This is a genomic window from Janthinobacterium aquaticum (genome assembly GCF_009208565.1).
In the GTDB taxonomy this organism is placed as follows: domain Bacteria; phylum Pseudomonadota; class Gammaproteobacteria; order Burkholderiales; family Burkholderiaceae_D; genus Janthinobacterium.
The window spans coordinates 68,154-85,318 of record NZ_WFLK01000016.1 but is presented as its reverse complement, the minus strand read 5'-3'; the positions used below and the strand labels follow the sequence as shown (position 1 = coordinate 85,318).

The 17,165-nt window shown below is 64.0% G+C and carries 14 protein-coding genes; 2 read left to right on the top strand and 12 right to left on the bottom strand.

Annotation, left to right across the window (positions count from 1 at the left end):
• Positions 1 to 66 precede the first annotated feature (66 nt).
• The 9 genes from GCM43_RS22180 to GCM43_RS22140 all read right to left on the bottom strand — a co-directional run bounded on the left by GCM43_RS22180 (position 67) and on the right by GCM43_RS22140 (position 8,843).
• Entirely contained in the window at positions 67 to 528 is a 462-nt protein-coding gene (locus GCM43_RS22180; protein WP_226929613.1) for a TlpA family protein disulfide reductase, read from the bottom strand.
• Entirely contained in the window at positions 525 to 1,022 is a 498-nt protein-coding gene (locus tag GCM43_RS22175; protein ID WP_152248063.1) for a DUF3299 domain-containing protein, read from the bottom strand. The genes GCM43_RS22180 and GCM43_RS22175 overlap by 4 nt, the downstream gene beginning before the upstream one ends.
• A gap of 9 nt (positions 1,023 to 1,031) precedes the next feature.
• Entirely contained in the window at positions 1,032 to 2,237 is a 1,206-nt protein-coding gene (locus GCM43_RS22170; RefSeq protein WP_152248062.1) for an ABC transporter permease, read from the bottom strand.
• The gene (locus GCM43_RS22165; RefSeq protein WP_193315703.1) at positions 2,225 to 2,887 is read right to left on the bottom strand and encodes an ABC transporter ATP-binding protein; all 663 of its coding nucleotides are present in this window, start codon (positions 2,885 to 2,887) and stop codon (positions 2,225 to 2,227) included. Before GCM43_RS22165 ends, GCM43_RS22170 begins: the two co-directional genes overlap by 13 nt.
• Before the next feature lie 51 nt (positions 2,888 to 2,938).
• The gene (locus GCM43_RS22160; protein ID WP_152248060.1) at positions 2,939 to 3,274 is read right to left on the bottom strand and encodes a hypothetical protein; all 336 of its coding nucleotides are present in this window, start codon (positions 3,272 to 3,274) and stop codon (positions 2,939 to 2,941) included.
• Between the two features lie 60 nt (positions 3,275 to 3,334).
• Positions 3,335 to 4,729 (bottom strand): cytochrome c, encoded by a 1,395-nt coding sequence (locus tag GCM43_RS22155; RefSeq protein ID WP_152248059.1) that lies wholly within the window; start codon positions 4,727 to 4,729, stop codon positions 3,335 to 3,337.
• Positions 4,726 to 6,366: a GMC family oxidoreductase gene (locus tag GCM43_RS22150; RefSeq protein WP_152248058.1), complete on the bottom strand. Its 1,641-nt coding sequence runs from the start codon at positions 6,364 to 6,366 to the stop codon at positions 4,726 to 4,728. The genes GCM43_RS22155 and GCM43_RS22150 overlap by 4 nt, the downstream gene beginning before the upstream one ends.
• The gene (locus GCM43_RS22145; RefSeq protein ID WP_152248057.1) at positions 6,359 to 6,895 is read right to left on the bottom strand and encodes a sugar dehydrogenase complex small subunit; all 537 of its coding nucleotides are present in this window, start codon (positions 6,893 to 6,895) and stop codon (positions 6,359 to 6,361) included. Before GCM43_RS22145 ends, GCM43_RS22150 begins: the two co-directional genes overlap by 8 nt.
• A 133-nt stretch (positions 6,896 to 7,028) precedes the next feature.
• The gene (locus GCM43_RS22140; protein WP_152248056.1) at positions 7,029 to 8,843 is read right to left on the bottom strand and encodes a DUF885 domain-containing protein; all 1,815 of its coding nucleotides are present in this window, start codon (positions 8,841 to 8,843) and stop codon (positions 7,029 to 7,031) included.
• Positions 8,844 to 9,158: 315 nt separating this feature from the next.
• Here GCM43_RS22140 and GCM43_RS22135 point away from each other — a divergent pair, with 315 nt between their 5' ends.
• Positions 9,159 to 10,370, top strand: coding sequence for an MFS transporter (locus GCM43_RS22135; RefSeq protein WP_193315702.1), 1,212 nt, complete (start codon positions 9,159 to 9,161; stop codon positions 10,368 to 10,370).
• 145 nt (positions 10,371 to 10,515) lie between these two features.
• The gene (locus GCM43_RS22130; protein WP_152248055.1) at positions 10,516 to 11,763 is read left to right on the top strand and encodes a PepSY-associated TM helix domain-containing protein; all 1,248 of its coding nucleotides are present in this window, start codon (positions 10,516 to 10,518) and stop codon (positions 11,761 to 11,763) included.
• 146 nt (positions 11,764 to 11,909) lie between these two features.
• On the opposite strand, the gene GCM43_RS22125 is transcribed toward GCM43_RS22130, so the two are convergent.
• From GCM43_RS22125 to GCM43_RS22115, 3 genes are all read right to left on the bottom strand, one after another.
• Entirely contained in the window at positions 11,910 to 13,751 is a 1,842-nt protein-coding gene (locus GCM43_RS22125; protein WP_152248054.1) for a glycoside hydrolase family 15 protein, read from the bottom strand.
• Entirely contained in the window at positions 13,735 to 14,514 is a 780-nt protein-coding gene (gene otsB, locus GCM43_RS22120) for a trehalose-phosphatase (protein WP_152248053.1), read from the bottom strand. Before otsB ends, GCM43_RS22125 begins: the two co-directional genes overlap by 17 nt.
• Positions 14,515 to 14,662: 148 nt before the next feature.
• A complete protein-coding gene (locus GCM43_RS22115) occupies positions 14,663 to 16,927 on the bottom strand; it encodes an alpha,alpha-trehalose-phosphate synthase (UDP-forming) (RefSeq protein WP_152248052.1) in 2,265 nt (754 codons plus the stop codon).
• Positions 16,928 to 17,165: the final 238 nt, after the last annotated feature.

Sequence of the window (17,165 nt, the reverse complement as noted above, 5' to 3'; positions counted from 1 at the left end):
AGCGTCATCAGCACCTGGCGCACACTCAGAGCGACCTTTTTTTGTCAGTCCTGTCCTCGCAAGGCTTTAGTTACACGCCAGGGAGGAACTTTGAAGCCATGCCGTATCGACCGCACCGAGCCGCATGGCGCAAGACTGGTGCGCGCGGTTCAGCACAACGGTATAGGGCAGCGCGCCCAGGCGGTTGCCGAAGCGGCGCAGCAACGCGGCGCCGTCGGCCGGTGGCGCCGCCAGCTGCAGGTAGTGCACGCCGACGCGCAGCGCGAATGCGGCGGCAGGCGCCGGATCATCGATCGCCACGCCCACATACGCCATGGACGACGTTTGCGACTGCGCCTGCAGCAGCGGCAGTTCGCGCACGCACGGCACGCAGCTGCTGGACCAGAAGTTCAGCAGCACGGGCCGGTCGTGGAAGCTGGCCAGGGTGACCAGGCGCTGGCCGTCCAGCGTGGGCAGGCGCAGCGCTGGCGGATTGTCATGCGCCATGGCCATTGGCAACATAAAAAACAGTGCCCATGCCCACTTCACGGCGCCACCAGGGTGGCATTGTCGATGCGGTAGTACAAGCCCATCGAATCGTTTTTCAGCACCGTCATCTTGCCCGACATGACCAGCGGAGCGTAGCCGAACTTGACGGCGCTGCTGCTGTTGACCTCGACCACGCCCTCCGGTCCGGCCGGCAGGCAGAACGGGCAACTGGCCGAGGTGACCGTCAGCAGGAAATGCTTGTGCAGCTGGCCCGGCTGCAGCGGCATCATGTAGCCCTGCACTTTCACGTCCGTCTGGTCCAGCGCAGCAATGGCTGGCGTGTATTTGGGCAGCATGCGCCCGCCCTTGCCCTTGACGGTGGTGGCCTGGCCCAGCAGCGACCAGGGCAGCACGCCCGGCATATCGGTCAGCACCGGAAACGTCAGCGCCGCAGGGGCGTTGTCGGTTGCCGCCGTGATGGCGGGATGGCCGGGTTTGGCCAGCACGGGAGCGGCCAGGAACATCAGGCATAAAACTGTAGTAGCTCGTTGCATGGTTTTCTTTCAGTGATGGGCCAGCGTGGCCGCAATATCGGTACGGTAGGCGCGCACGGCGGGTAGCAGCGCAGCGAGCAAGCCGACAGCGGCGGCAACCGGCAGCAGCCATGCTTCGGATGGCGTGATACGCCAGGCAGACAGGCCGAGGTTTTGCTGCGCCTGCATCAGTTGGCCGAGCAGGCCCACGCCGGCGTGGCCCAGCAGCCAGCCCAACAGCGCGCCGCCCAGCGAGAGCAGCAGGCCCTGGGTCAGCAGCAGTAGCAGCAAGGTACGTGGTGGCGCGCCCAGCGTGCGCAAAATGGCCAGGTCGGCCTGGCGTTCCTGCAGCGCGTGATACAGCGCCACCAGCATCGACAGGCAGGCCACGGCCAGTACGCCGCCGGCTATGGCGCGCAGCACATCGGCGCCCACGCCCAGCAGCTGGAACAGCTTGGCGGCCTCGAACGCCGGCTGGGCCGCCTGCAGGCGCGTCTGGCTGTTGATCCAGCGCGGCAGGCTGACGGCAGCCAGCGGCGAGGCGTAGCGCACCAGCAGGGCCGTTACCTCGTGCTCGTTGGCGCTGGCGGCTGTGCGCACATGGTCGGGGTCGGTGTCATGCACATGCCAGACCGAGGCGACGGGTGTGACGATCAGCCGGTCAAGCACAGTGCCGGTCGGGCGCAGGACACCCACCACCTGATACGGCGCATGCGCATGCTGCTCGCCGCCGGCCACCAGGCCGTGCGAGCCGGCAAAGCTGTCGCCCGGCTTTTTGCCCGTTACGCGCGCCGCTTCTGCTCCCAGCACCACCTGCATCGGTCCGCCAAACAGCACGCCGGTAGCTGCCTGCCCGCCGTATTGGCGCACATAGTCAGAGTTGGTGCCGACGATGCGGTAGCCCTGGTAGCTGTCGCCAAGCGCCAGTGGAATCACTTGCGCCACCAGCCGATTGGCTGCCAGTTCAGCCTGCGCCGTGGCCGGAATATTGCCGGTCGGGATATCGATGTGATACACGGACGACAGGATCAGCTGCAACGGCGAGCCCTTCGCGCCCACCACCATATCGATGCCGTCGGCGTCGCGCAGCGCGCCCTGCTCCAGCTGGGCGCTGACGGCGACGATAAACGTCATCAGCGCCACGCCAAACGCCATCAGCAGCAGGTTCAGGGCGCTCGACAGTTTTTGATAGCGCAAGGCGGCCAGCGCCAGCGTGACGGCGTTTAGGCGGCGCATGGCAGGCCCTCCCGCGCAGGCAGGCGCAAAACCAGGGCGACGGGCATGGCGGCAATCAGCCTGGCATCATGGCTGGCAATAATCAGTGACGCACCGGACTCCTGCGCCTGGCGCAACAGCAAGGCGGTCACGCTCTGGCAGGCTTCATCATCGAGGCTGGCGGTCGGTTCATCGGCCAGCAGCAGGCGCGGCCGGTTCAGCACGGCGCGCGCAATGGCCACGCGCTGGCGCTGCCCGCCGCTCAATTGGTGCGGTTTGGCTTGCGCCTTGCCGGCAAGGCCAAGCTGGGCCAGCAGCGCATCGGCACGCGCCGGATCGGCCGGCTGGCCGCTGGCGTAGCCGGGCAGCAGCACATTGTCGCGCACGCTCAGGCTGGCAAGCAGCGACAGCTGCTGCGGCAAGTAGCCCACATGACGGCCGCGCCAGCGGTCAGCCTCGCGCGGCGCCAGCGCGCCAATGTCGACACCGTCGACACTGATGCGGCCCGCCTGCGGACTCAGTATGGCTGCCAGCAGGTGCAGCAGCGTGGATTTGCCGGCGCCCGATGGCCCCAGCAGCAGCGCATGTTCGCCGCGCGCCAGCGCAAACGACGGCACCGACAGCACGCTCTGGCCGCAGCGCCGGTAGTCCAGATCTAGTATGGATAACACGTTCTTCCCCAGCAGGTTGGTGTAAAGCGGCGCGCCAAAGCGCACCGGATATCAACAGGAGCCAGGAATGCACGGCGGGCCGTGCGCGAGCGGAATCAGGAGGGGCTTTGGCAACAGGCCAGCCGGCGCCATGGCCGGCAACAGTATCTGCTGCAGCGTCCATGCGCCAGGCTGCGGCGCCAGCGGCGCGAATGGCTGGCTGGCCGGCGGCAGGCTGTCCACAAAACAGGCGCTGCAATCGACCGCGTGTGTACCCAGCGCATGGCTGTGCTGCGTGGCGCCCAGCAGTTGCCAGACCAGCGCTGCCGCCAGCAGCCACGCCACCCAGCGCAGCCAGGGCGGGCGAGCCGGGTGAAGTCGGTCAGCAGCAAAAACAGAAAGCAACATGCGAGGGCGGCACACTAATGCAAGATGATTGCATATCGTAGCACGCCCTGCAGCGATACTCTAGTCCTCCTTGCGACGGCGCCACCAGAGTATGGCCAGCAGGAGCGCCAGGCCGGCAACGATCAGGCTGCCGCGCACCAGGCCGATCAGGTCCGACGGCGCGCCACCCTGGCGCAGAATCGTGACCTGCTCCAGCGTGACCTTGCCGGCCGGGTTGCCGTACAGTTGCTGCACGTAGTTGCCCAGGCTGACGAGCTGCTCGGACGACAGCGTCTGGCGAAACGCCGGCATCAGATAGCCGTTGGCGTCGCCCACGCCGGCACCCTGGCGCTGCACACCATCGAGCATGGCCATCACCAGATTGTTGGTGTTGCTGCGCCCGGTGGTGGAGTTATGGAACAGCGGCGGCAGGCTGCCGTCAAAACTGCCCTGCCCGCGCGCCTGGTGGCAACTGGCGCAGTGGGCGTCATAGAGCTGCGCGCCGCTCATGCGGTTAAGGTCTTTGGGCAGCGGCACGCCGCGCAGTTCGGCCAGCCTGTCGCCGGCCTGGCCCCACTGCGTGACTGGTTTGCTGTCGCTCGGGTCGCGCAGCGCCGGCACGCTTTTGATGTACAGCGCAATGGCGTCGAGGTCGTTTGGCGTCAGATGGCGCAGGCTGTGGTCGATCGCTTCGGCCATCGGGCCGGCAGCCTGGCCGCGCTGGGCGCTGCGCCCGGTGCGCAGGTAGGCGGCCAGGTCCTGCCGGCTCCACGAACCGATGCCGCTGTTGACGTCAGACGTGATATTGGGCGCGCTCCAGGTGCCCAGGTCGGCGCCGCCCAGCAGTTTTGACGCCTGCTCGCCCATCAGCGCATTGCGCGGCGTATGGCAGGTGCCGCAGTGGCCCAGCCCCTGCACCAGATAGGCGCCGCGGTTCCATTCCACGCTTTTTGCCGGGTCGCCCTTGAACGGTTCCTTGTCGAGAAACAGCCAGTTCCAGGCCAGCATCGACAGGCGGATATTGAACGGAAACGGCAAACGCGTGCTGCGTTCGGGCGCGGCATTGACGGGCGCCACGCCCTGCATGAACCAGGCGTACATGGCGGCCATGTCTTCGTCCGTGACTTTGGCATAGGCCGTGTACGGCATGGCCGGGTACAGGTGGGCGCCATCGGCACGCACGCCGTGGCGCACGGCGCTGGAAAACTGCGCCAGGCTGTAATTGCCGATGCCATGGCTTTTCGATGGCGTGATATTGCTGGCGATAATCGGTCCGATCGGCGTCTCGACGGCCAGGCCGCCGGCCATCGGCTTGCCGCCGGCCACGGTGTGGCAGGCGATGCAGTCGCCGGCCGCGGCCAGATAACGGCCACGCTCGATCTGCGCCGCCGCGTCCACGTCAACCGCATGGCCGTGACTGGACAGCAGCAGGCCGGCCGATAGCAGCAGGGGCCGCCATGCAAACCGCGCGCTCATGCCGGCGCTCCCGCTGCTGATGCCGCTGTGCCGGGCTTGATGCCCTGCTCGGCCAGTATATGGTCGACCGTGCGCAGCGCCAGCGCCACGCCGTTCTCGGTGGAGTTGCAGGTGCCGCAGGTGGGCAGTACGCCGGTGCTGCAGAAGAACAGGTTGGCGTGGTCGTGCGCGCGCCCCCATTCATTGCACACCGACGCCGCCGGATCGCGTCCCATCGACAGCGTGCCGCAGATATGCTGGTTATTGGCGTAGGCGCCCTCCTTGCTCGGACGCAGATTGGTGCCGCCCATCAGCCGCGCCACATTGGCAAAATCCTGGCGCGCGCGTTCGTGGCCCAGGCGCGTATATTCGCCGATCGAGTAATGGGCCTGCGGCTTCGGGATGCCCATGCTGTCTTTCTCGCTGCTGAGGGTAATGCGGTTTTCAGGGTCAGGCAGCACTTCAAGCACGGTTTTCAGGCTCATTTCACGCGCCGAGGCAAAGCGCAGCTGGCGCTCGAATTCCTCGCCGAACACGGCGCGACTGATCAGGTCTTTGGTGGCGCCGTCTACGCGCGAGATATTGGTGAAATCGAGCCGGTAGGCCGCGTGCTGGCCACGGAAGTCGCCATCGCGCATGGTGCCGATCGAGCTGGGGCTTTGCGGGCCCCGGCCCAGCCACAGGTCTTCGTCGGCGTCGAATGTCAGCGACGTGCTCGGATGATCCATCAGGTGTCGCCCGACCATGTCGCTGCTATTGGCCAGCCCCTTCGGATACTTTTCGGACGCCGACAGCAGCAGCAGGCGCGGGCTTTCAATGCCGTTGGCGGCCAGAATGAACGTCTTGGCGGTGACGCGCTGGCTTTTTTTGTCGGCGTCGTAGTAGAGCGCGGCCGTGATGCGCCCTTGCGCGTCGTGTTCGAGCTGGTAGACATTGGCGTTGACGCGGATGGTCACACCGGCCGCCTCGGCCTGCAGCGCGGCAATGCCGCCGTGGTATTGCGCGTCGACCGGGCAGATAGGCTGGCAGTTGTTGTTGCCGCAGCAGGCCGGACGCCCGCCGTAGCTCACGCTGTTGCGCGCCGTGGTATTGCTGACCACCTTGTACTGCGGCGCGAGGCGTTCGCGCACGCGGCGCATGGCGTAAGGCTCGATCACCGGTTCCATCGGAAACGGCTGCTTGCGCGGCGAACCGGTATTGTCGGCGCCGGACACGCCCATGATTTCCTCGGCCTCCTGGTAATACGGTTCCAGGTCCGCATAGCTGATCGGCCAGTCCACGCCGACGCCATACAGGCTGTGCAATCGAAAATCGTTGGGTACATTGCGCCAGGCCTGCGCCGCCCAGTGCCAGGTGGTGCCGCCGAACTGGCGGATATATTCGGCCGGGTACGGATACGGTCCGGCCTGCACCAGGTAGCCGCTGTCGGTAGGCTGGTAGATCGGGTGCGGCGCCGTCGGCACCGACGGATATGGCGACATCAGGTCGCTGCGGCGTGTGGAATTGCGAAAGCGCGAGACGATCTCGCCACGCGTCACGCGCGGGCCCGCTTCAAGGATCAGCACCGAGGCGCCGGCCAACGCCAGCTTGCGCGCCGCCAGCGAGCCGATAATGCCCGAGCCGATAACGAGGAAATCAGTACTCATCGACTCAGCCATGCCCGGCTCCTTCAGGTTTGCTGGCCCAGCTGCCGTAAGCGCCGTCGGCGTAGCTGGGCGGCTTGAGGATATCACCGACGATGGTGGCGTTCAGCGCTTCCTCATACGCCACGCAGACAGCACTCTCGCCACTGCCGACGATGCCGAGAAACCACGCGCTGGCAATTTCGCGCGGCAGCGGCGCCAGCGGCGACTGCGCTTCATCGAGGGCTGGTTGCAGCGTCGCTGCCGTCAAACGCTGCTCATTGATCTGCGCCAGCAGCGCGCGCACCTGCGTGGGAAATTGCGCGTTCTGCGCGACCAGTGCGTTATACAGGCGCTTGGCCAGGCCAGGTTCGAGCGCCAGGCGCCCCACCAGCAAGGCCGACACACCGAGAAAGGCGCCCTGCTCGGCATTGTCGACCGGTTCGGCCAGCGCCCACGGCACCAGCGCTGCGGCCGAGGCCGACAACAGCGCGCCCAGCAGCAGGCGCCGGCCGGGATGGAACGGGCGTGCGCCCGCCGCGTTGATGGCAGAATCGGTATTCATAGTCTCTCCTGTGATTTCAACTGGATGACAGCAACGGGCCATGCCGTGCTGTCAGCGAGAAAAATTATAGAAGAAACTATTTATGCGTGAATAATGCTTGCAAACAGCATGATCTTCGCGCTACTGCCACCGATTACCGACCAGTCTGCGTAGCGCGCTGTGCAGGAATAAACTGCTCGCGCACCGCCTTGGCCAGCAGGTCAGGCGGCAGCAGGCCCTGGCCTAACAGGAAGTTGTTGAAAGCCAGGCGGTCGAAGCGCGCGCCCAGCGCCAGTTCGGTTTCCGCACGCAGCTGCAAAATACGCGTGTAGCCGTAGAAATAGCTGCCGGCCTGGCCCGGCATCTTGAAGGTGTAGCGGTCCAGTTCCGAACGCGCCATGGCTTTCGACAACATCACTTCGTCGGTCAGGATGCGCCCGGCTTCTTCGCGCGTGATCTGGCCCAGGTTCAGCATCGGGTCGAGCATGGCGCGCGCGGCGCGCAGCATGCGAAACTGCAGCGCGATAAATTGCCCTTCGACCGGCTCGTAGGGAATCATCTCGGCTTCCGCATACAGCGCCCAGCCTTCGACGTTGACGCTGTTGAACGCATACAGGCTGCGCGCCTGCGATACGCCGCGCTCGACCATCGCGCTGAACTGCAGCTCGTGGCCGGGGCGCCCTTCATGCGCGCTCAGGGTCCAGGCGGCGCCGGCAAAGTTGAAGTCGTCATACGCTTCGCCCTTCCCCTGCGCTGCGGGATTACTGACCGGCAGCACAAACTGGCCGTGTTCGCCGTTGTTGCCGATCAGCGGTGGCGGGCGCATATGCGGCGCCGGCAGCGCAGCCGATTCAGCCGCTGAGGCCAGGCGCATGGTCATGGCGCGCTGTGGCAGGTCGACAACGCGCTGCTGCACGATGCGCTGTTCCAGTTCGGTATTGACGCCCTTGTAATGGGCTTCGAGCTGGTCGTTCGGAATCGAATCGCTTTTCAGCGCACGCAGCACCTGGCGATAGTCGCTGCCATCAATGCCCTTCAGCTGCAATCTGGTGGCCACGACAGGCGCCAGCGCCTGCATGGCGGCGCGCGTTTCCATATACGCCACTTCGGCCCGTTCGATCAGCGCCTGCGGTGCGATATCGATGCCCACCTGCTGCAGGCGAAACGCATACAGTTCGGGCGCCATGCGAAAGTCGGTGCGCGACAGCGGCAGCACCACCTTGCGCTCCCACGCCGCATAGTCGTTCAGCTGCTGTTCCAGCGCGTCCAGCGCAGGTCCGGCGCCGTCGATCTTCATGTCGGCAAACAGCTTGCGGATGCCGGCGATATAGGTCGGCACGTTCTCGAGCGACTGTTCGACCTGCAGGCGCACTGGCCCTGCCAGCCCGCGCTGGCCGATTTTTTCGGTAAAGCGCGCCTTGGCCTGTTCGGTGATCGAAGTGCTGCCGGGGAACTGGCCCACGTAGCGCTGCAGCCGTTCAAGCGCTTTGGCGCGGCGCGCGGCAGGGCGCTGTTCCTGCAACAAGCCCTGCATGCTGCCAAACACCATCTGCGGCACATCGATCCACGGCAAGGTGTACTTGGCATCAAGGCGCGTACCGGTGATTTCCTGGTCGACGGCGTGGATCAGTATCTGCAGATCCTGCGCAATGCGCTCGTCTTTTTCAGCAGCCAGGCGCAACTGCAGCTTGCCGCGCGTCTGGGCCAGCGCGGCAACATAGCGCTCGGTAATCTTCGGCCCCAGGTCGGTGGCCAGACCGTCGTATTGGGCCAGGCCGCTGTCGGACGCATTCTCGGGTGAAAAGCGCGCCTGCGCTTCGAGCACAATGGCGGTGTGGCGGTTCGACGCCTCGACCCAGGCATTGGGCGACGCGGCCTTGGCCACGACAGACGCGGCGATGGCGGAACTGCACAGCGCGCTGGCGGCGCCAGCAAGCACGGTAAGACTGAACAGGAGGCGGACGGACATAACGGTACTTTCGCGAAAAACAATGAAAAACGGGGTCAGGTTTATTGCTACCCTACACACAGTTAAGCCGATATGCAATCTTGCAAAATAAGCATATCAAGCCGATTATCGAACAGCGCAACAAAAACTTCCTGCCGCTACAACAGAAGCCACACGTACGGGCTGCTGCGTGCTACTCTATGTTATCGATAACAATCTGCTGCACCATACTTTATGTGCAGCGCAGCATTTTTAAGCACACGCCAGCAGGAAATGGCTTAATCTTTTACAATATCGCCTCTTTACCCGTCCTTCCATCCTTTACCCAACAAGCACATGCACTCTTCCGCAGATCAATTCATCCCGCGCGTGACGGCGCCATTTGGCGCTGGCTATGCCGACCTGGCGCTGGCCATCGGCGGCCTGGCTATCGGTACCGGCGAATTTGCCTCCATGAGCATCCTGCCGGTGGTCGCCGACGATCTGGGTGCCACCCTGCCGCAGATGAGTCATATGATCAGCGCCTACGCGCTGGGCGTGGTGGTGGGCGCGCCGCTGATCACGATTTTCCTGGCCCGCATGCCGCGCAGGCTGATGCTGATCTGCCTGATGATGATGTTCGCTGTTGGCAACCTGCTGAGCGCCATTGCGCCCAACTACGCGATGCTGGTCATTGCCCGCTTCGTGGCCGGCATTCCGCATGGCGCCTTCTTTGGCGTGGCCGCACTGGTGGCCGCTGCCATGGCCGAACCGGACCGGCGCGGCCAGGCCGTGGCACGGGTGCTGATGGGCCTGACGGTGGCCAATATTTTCGGCGTGCCGCTGGCGACCTATATCGGCCAGACGCTGGGCTGGCGTCCAGCCTTCCTGCTGGTGGCGGCGCTGGGCCTGCTGACCATGCTGATGATGCGCATTTTCGTGCCAAAAGTAGCGGCCGGCAATGCCAGTCCGCGCCGCGAACTGGGCGTCTTCCGTCGCCTGCAGGTGTGGCTGACGCTGCTGATGGTCGCTGTCGGGTTTGGCGGCATGTTTGCGGTCTATACCTTTATTACCCCGACCCTGCTGGAAGTGACCAAGGTCACGCCGCTGGTGGTGTCGCTGCTGCTGGCCGTGATCGGTATCGGCATGACGGTCGGCAACATGATCGGCGGCTGGCTGGCCGACCGTTCGCGCCTGTGGACCATCTTTGGCGTGCTGGTCTGGAACGTGGCGGCGCTAACAGCGTTCAGCTTTACCACCAGCAATGTCTGGCTGACCGCGATCAACCTGTTTGCCATCGGCGCCGGCATTGCCGTGGCCCCTGCCGTGCAGACGCGTCTGATGGATGTGGCCGGCGATGCACAGACCGTGGCGGCCGCCCTGAACCACTCGGCCTTTAATATCGCCAACGCCCTGGGCGCCTGGGCCGGCGGCATCGCCATTGCCATGGGCATGGGCCTGCATTCGACCGGCTGGGTCGGCGCCCTGCTGGCCTGCGGCGGCATCGTGGTACTGGGCATTTCGGTGATGGTGGAAAACCGCAGCGCCAGCGGCGTACAACCGGCGTAAGCTGTCCCGCGCATCAGGCAAAGCGGCCACCTTCGGGTGGCCGTTGTCATATTGACCTTGCCAAAGCCGGCGCCACCACAGACAATAAGAACCATTCTCATTGGCTGGCAAATCCAGGCCGCTTAATTTCTGAAGGTTTGCTGGCATGCGTAGTTTCTGGACCGTAGTACACCGCTGGGCAGGCTTGACTGTCGCCCTGTTCCTGATCGTGGCCGGCCTGACCGGCGCCGTCACCTCGTGGGATCACGAACTCGATGAATGGCTCAATGCCGACATCATGGAAACGCCGGGCCGCGGCCCGCTGCAAGATCCTTTCGTGCTGGCGCAGAAGGTGGCCGCCAGCGATGCGCGCGTGGAAGTCAATTACATCACGCTGGGCCTGGAACAAGGCCATGCGGCGCAGTTCATGGTGCGGCCCTTGCCTGACCCGGCCACCGGCAAGCCGTACGTGCTTGACTACAACACCGTGTATGTCGACCCGGTCACCGCACAGATTACCGGCACGCGCGACTCGACCGCCATTTCCCTGTCACGCCGCAGCCTGATGCCGTTCCTGCGCCACCTGCATTACAGCCTGCACGTGCCGGCCTTCTGGGGCACCGACCGCTGGGGCTACTGGCTGATGGGCACGGTGGCGCTGGTCTGGCTGCTCGACAGCCTGGTGGCGTTCTACCTGACCCTGCCCCGCCGCCTGCGCGAGCGCTCCGATGCGCCGCGTCACCGCAACGCGGCCAGCTGGCTGCAGCGCTGGAAGCCGTCGTGGGTGGTGCGCTGGGCGGCAGGCGGCTACAAGCTCAATTTCGACCTGCACCGCGCTGGCGGGCTGTGGGTGTGGCTGATTATTATCGTGGTGGCGTTTACCTCGTTTTCGCTCAATCTGTACCGCGAAGTGTTTTATCCGGTCATGTCGCTGGTGTCGACTACCACGCCGGGGCCGTATGAAACCCAAGTACCTGCACCGCTGGGCACCCATATCACGCCGAAGATCGGCTTCGAGCAGGCGGTGTCGATTGCCAAAAAGGAAGCGGTGCAGCGCGGCATTAACGCACCGATCGGCGGCATTTATTACGGCGGCAATTATTCGTTCTACAACGTCTCGTTCTTCGACCCGGCCGATGAATTCGGCACGGCCGGCATGGGCCTGTCCAACCTGTATGTCGACGGCATGAGCGGCAAGATTATCGGCCAGCACAAGCCGTGGGAAGGAACGGCTGCCGACGTGTTCGTGCAACTGCAGTTCCCGCTGCACTCGGGCCGCATCCTGGGTATGCCGGGACGCATCATGATGTCGTTGATGGGACTGATGGTGGCGATGCTGTCGGTCACCGGCATCGTGATCTGGGAGCGCAAACGCCGGGCGCGGCGCCTGCAAAAAAATAACACCGGCGCGTAGGTCGGATTAGGCCCTTCGGGCCGTAATCCGACAATATTGTTGGCGTCAGCGGTGTTGTCGGATTACGGCGCTTCGCGCCTAATCCGACCTACGCCTGGGGCCGTGTCCAATTGGCGGAACTGACCCCGAGTTGGCGACAACACCGTTTAAATCGCGCTATCCCACGGCGCCGACAGCCGCACGGCGCAGTTGATCAGCCCCACCATCGAGTAGGTCTGCGGGAAGTTGCCCCACATTTCGCCGGTGACGGGATGCGTGTCTTCCGACAGCAGCCCCACGTGATTGCGCGCCTGCAGCATGGTTTCGAATATCTTGCGCGCTTCGTCCTTGCGGCCGATGCGGGCCAGCGCGTCGATGCGCCAGAAGGTGCAGATATTGAAGGCCGTTTCCGGCTTGCCGAAATCGTCCGGCGCCTCGTAGCGGCGCATATAGGGGCCGTCGCACAGCGATGCTTCGAGCGCGTCGACGGTGGCGATAAAGCGCGGGTCCATCGGATCGATGAAGTTGACCTCGGCCATCAGCAGCACGGACGCGTCCAGATCGCAGCCGCCCAGGCTTTCGGCAAAAGCCTGGCGCTCTTCGCTCCACGCCTCCTTGAGCAGGCGCTCGCGGATAATCACGGCGCGGCCCTGCCAGTATTCGGCGCGATCCGGCAGTTCGAGCTTGTGCGCCACTTTCGACAGCCGGTCGCAGGCCGCCCAGCTCATCAGCATCGACGAGGTATGCACGCGCGCGCGGGTGCGCAACTCCCACATACCGGCGTCGGGCTCGGCGTGCAGCTTGAAGGCCTGCTCGCCGACCGCTTCCAACGCCGTAAATTCAGCCTTGCCGGCGCGGTGGAACAGGCGATGATCGAGAAAGGCCTGCGCCGCGCCCAGCACGATATTGCCGTACACATCATGCTGGAAATGCTCCTGCGCCTGGTTGCCCACGCGCACCGGGCCGTTGCCGCGGTAGCCGGGCAGATGGTCGACAAACGACTCGGGCAGCAGTTCTTCCAGTCCGATGCCGTACAAAGGCTGGATATGGCCGCCCTTGGAACGGGCCACGATATTGGTCAGCCAGCGCAGGTATTCTTCCATCGTGCCCACTTCGGACAGGCTGTTCAAGGCCCGTACCACGAAAAACGCATCGCGCAGCCAGCAATAGCGGTAGTCCCAGTTGCGGCTGCTGCCGGGCGCCTCGGGAATGCTGGTGGTCATGGCGGCGATAATGGCGCCGGTGTCTTCGTACAGCGACAGCTTGAGCGTGATGGCGGCGCGGATCACCACGTCCTGCCATTCGAGCGGCACGGCCAGGCGTCGCGTATAGGTGCGCCAGTAGTTGATGGTTTCCTTCTCGAACACGCGCGCCGTCTCGTCGATGCCGCCGGCCAGCGTTTCATCGGGCCCAAGCAGGAAGTTGGCGGTGCCGCCGAGCACGAAATACGATTCACTCAGCACATAGTTGAGCGACACATCGGTGTTGAGGCGCAGCGTCTGCTCCGGCCCCACATAGCGAATATGGTGGCTGCCCTGGGTGATCTGCGGGGCCAGCTTGCCCCATTCGAAACGCGGGCGCAGGCGCACGCGGATGCGCACGGCATGGTCGAGCGGACGCACGCGGCGGATCATCATCAAAGGGCGGAACATGCGGTCGCGGCTCAGGAAACGCGGCGCAAAGTCGGTGATTTCAATGCCGCGTCCGTCCGCGTCGTACAGACGCGTATGCAGCACGGCTGTATTGGGCTCGTAGAACTGTTCGCTGCGCGCGAAATTTTCAATATCGATGGCCCAGACACTGCCGTTGTCGCTGCCGTCGAGCAGATGGTTGAATACCGGATCGCCGTCAAAGCGCGGCAGGCACGACCACACTACCTGGCCGCACTGGTCGACCAGCGCGGAAAACGCGCAGTTGCCGATCACGCCGCAATCGAGCGAGGCCTGCGCAGGCGGTGCGCTGGCAGTAGGCGCATGGGCGCCGCTTGGGGTTTCATACGATGTCGTCATAGGCTACTCCTGGTTCGGGTTGCGGGGTGGCCAGCAAGACGGCGCGCAAGGCGTCGGGGCTGTCAAGCCGCCGTTCGGCCACGCTGGCACCGGCGCCAACCTTGACGCCGGTGCCGCCGGCTTGCTGCACAGTGGCAAATCCTGCCTCATCGGTGGTGTCGTCGCCCGCAAACACGGGGACGCGGCCGGCAAACGGTGCTTCGCGCATGAACGCGGCAATCGCACCGCCCTTGTCGCTGGCCGCCGGCTTGGCTTCGAGAACCATTTTGCCATGCAACAGTAAAACACCGGGGCACGCTTGCACGGCCGCCGTCATTTCACGCACGCACAGTTGTTCCAGTTCGGGCGCCAGCCGGTAATGCAGCGCGACGGCGCCGCGCTTGTGTTCGACCAGCAGGCCCGGATGCAGCACCGCCAGCGACTGCGCGCGCGCCAGTACCGGCGAGATATCGGGCGTGGGCGCCACGTGCAACTGGCCGTCAAAGCCGCGGCGCTCCACGCCATGCACGCCAGCCACCGGCAGCACCAGTGGCGCCAGCATGGCGTCGATCTGGTCGACCGGCCGGCCGGATACAATCGCCAGCGCACCGTCATGATGCGCCGCCAGGCGCGAGAGCGCCTCGCGCACGCCCGGCTGCAGCCGCACGCCGTCCGGCGTGGCAGCGAGGTCAACCAGCGTGCCGTCAAAGTCAAGAAAGATGGCGCGGTCAGGCTGCGCCAGCAGGGTCGCCACGATGGCGCTATCGTCGTGAGGGGGAGTCAAATGTACAAATTCCTATTATTTTTCGGTGTTTTTCGATGTATGCCAGTCAAGCATAGCAGCAGCGCGTGCGATTGCCCCAACGGCCGAACTGCCGGGGTCGGACCCTGAGGGGCTAGGCGCCCCCGTCCGACCCCAGTCGTCTTTTGGGTCAGGAAGCCTTGCGCCGCTTCATCCGGCTATGCGCATCGATCTTGGTCATCACCTTGTCGCGCTGGCGCAAACGCGAGGCGTCGAGCAGCATGCGGCCGGCCCAGCGGTACACATTGAAGTGCTTGACGCGTGCGCGCATGCTCTTCATGCGTTCGCGCTGTTCCACCGGCGGCATTACCAGCCCGCGGTACAAGGCATCGGCGCCCTGCTCGATATGATACGGGTTAATGATCAGCGCTTCATGCAGTTCGCGTGCGGCGCCCGTGAACTGGCTCAGCACCAGCACGCCCTGCTCGTCTTCGCGCGCAGCGATGAATTCCTTGGCCACCAGGTTCATACCGTCGTGCAAGCTCGTTACCATGCACACCTCGGAGGCGCGGAAGTAGCGCTGCAGCGCGTCCTGGCCATGGTGCTCGGCTTTCAGCAGGATCGGCACATAGTCGCCGCTGCCGAAGCGGCGATTGATGCGCTCGACCATCTTGCGCACGCGTGCGTCGAAGTTCTGGTATTCATCGAGCGAAGCGCGGCTCGGTGCGGCAATCTGCACAAAGGTAAAGTGGCCGACCATGCCCGGATGCAGTTCAAGCATGCGCTCGACCGCCTGGAAGCGCTCGACAATACCTTTCGTATAGTCGAGACGATCCACGCCGATGCCCAGCAGGTGATCGGCCGGCACGCCCAGTGCGGTGCGGATTTCGGCGCGGCAGGTGGCCACGTCCGGCAGGTTCGGGTCTTCGTCAGGCCAGGCAATCGAGATCGGATAATCTTCCACCTGGGTCATCTCGCCACCATAGGAGATGGTCGATGCTTCCGGCTCAATGCGCGTTTCCAGGTAGCGGTCGACGGTTTCCAGGAAATTTTTGCGGTGGAACGGCGTATGGAAGCCCAAAATGGTGCTGCCCAGCAAACCATCGAGGATTTCTTCGCGCCATGGGCAAATGCCGAACGACTCCGAGTTTGGCCAGGGGATATGCCAGAAGGTGATAATGGTTGCTTTCGGCAACGCTTCACGCACCATGCGCGGCAACAGGGCAAAGTGATAATCCTGTACCAGCACCACCGGATTGTCGGTCTTCGCTTCGGCAATCACGGCGTCGGCAAAGCGGCGGTTCACTTTCACATACTGATCCCAGTCCGACGAACGGAACACGGGGCGCACGTGGGCGATATGGCACAGCGGCCACATGCCTTCGTTGGCAAAGCCATAGTAATAGCCCTGCTCTTCTTCCTCGGTCAACCAGACGCGGCGCAAGGTATAGCTGGGGTTATCGGGCGGCACGGGAACATGGTCGAGCTTGTCGACGGTTTCACGGTCGGCCGAACCGGCGCCGTGCGCGATCCAGGTACCCGAACAGGCGCGCATCACCGCTTCCACGGCCGTCACCAGGCCGGACGCCGGGCGCTGCACCTTGATGCCATCGTCGGTTTTGGTATGGATATACGGTTCGCGGTTCGACACCACCAGCACCTGGTCGCCGGCCAGATCCGATTGGAGCAGGCCGCGCAGCTTTTCCGGCGTCCATTCCGAGGTCCAGCCCGAATCGCTGCGGCGCTCGAGGTGGTATTCCTGCAGCAGTTCGCGCAGGTCGCCGATCAGCGGCTCCATTTCAGGCGGAGGCGGCGGCGTTTCGGCCGGTGCATCGGCCGGCACCACGGCGGTGTTTTTCGACAGCAGTTCGCCGCGCAGAATGTCTTTCACCGCCGCCAGCCAGCCGCGCCAGCTCAGATGCGCGACAAACACGGTCATCACCGAAATGAGCACCGCCAGCACGGCCAGGAAGGCAAAGATAAAGCGCTTGGTGTCGGTATTGCGACGCTCGACAAAGCTCATGTCCTGCACCAGGATCAGGCGTCCCATCTGCGAGGCCTCATTCATCACCGGCGTTTCGCTCAGGTGTACCTGGCCTTGCGGCAGTTGCAGCAAGGACTTGTTCAGGCCACCCGAAGACGGCGTGCTCCAGCAGCCGATCGAGACCGGATACTGGGTTGTTTTATAGAGCAGCTTGCCGGCATTGTCGCAAAAGCCGATGGCGATCAGGCGCTCGTCGCGCGTGGCGCCCTGGAACAGCTCATCGATACGGGCCGTATCGTTTTCAGGCAGGTAATTGGACAGCGAGGGACGCAAGGTGCCGGCCAGCAATTCGGCGCGACTGTCGAGGTCGCGCACATACCAGCGCAAGGTAATGTTGTCCAACAGCGGCACCACGATATAGGCAAACAGACCTAATACCAGGGCCAGAGGCAGAATGAAACGCAAGGACATTCTGAGCGATCTGAAAATCATCATTTTCCTTTGCAAAAACAAAAAGCTTGACAAGTATGCCAATATGACTCGTGTGACGTCGCGCGGTTGATTTCCATACTGAAACTTTAAGCCAGGAAATGACTAGTCATCTCCACGCAATACGCACTTCTGAAACCAGTATCGCTGCAATGCACAATCTTTTCAGTTCGGCACCGCACATCCCGGTATGCTTATTTGCTTTACTATCTGCATTAAA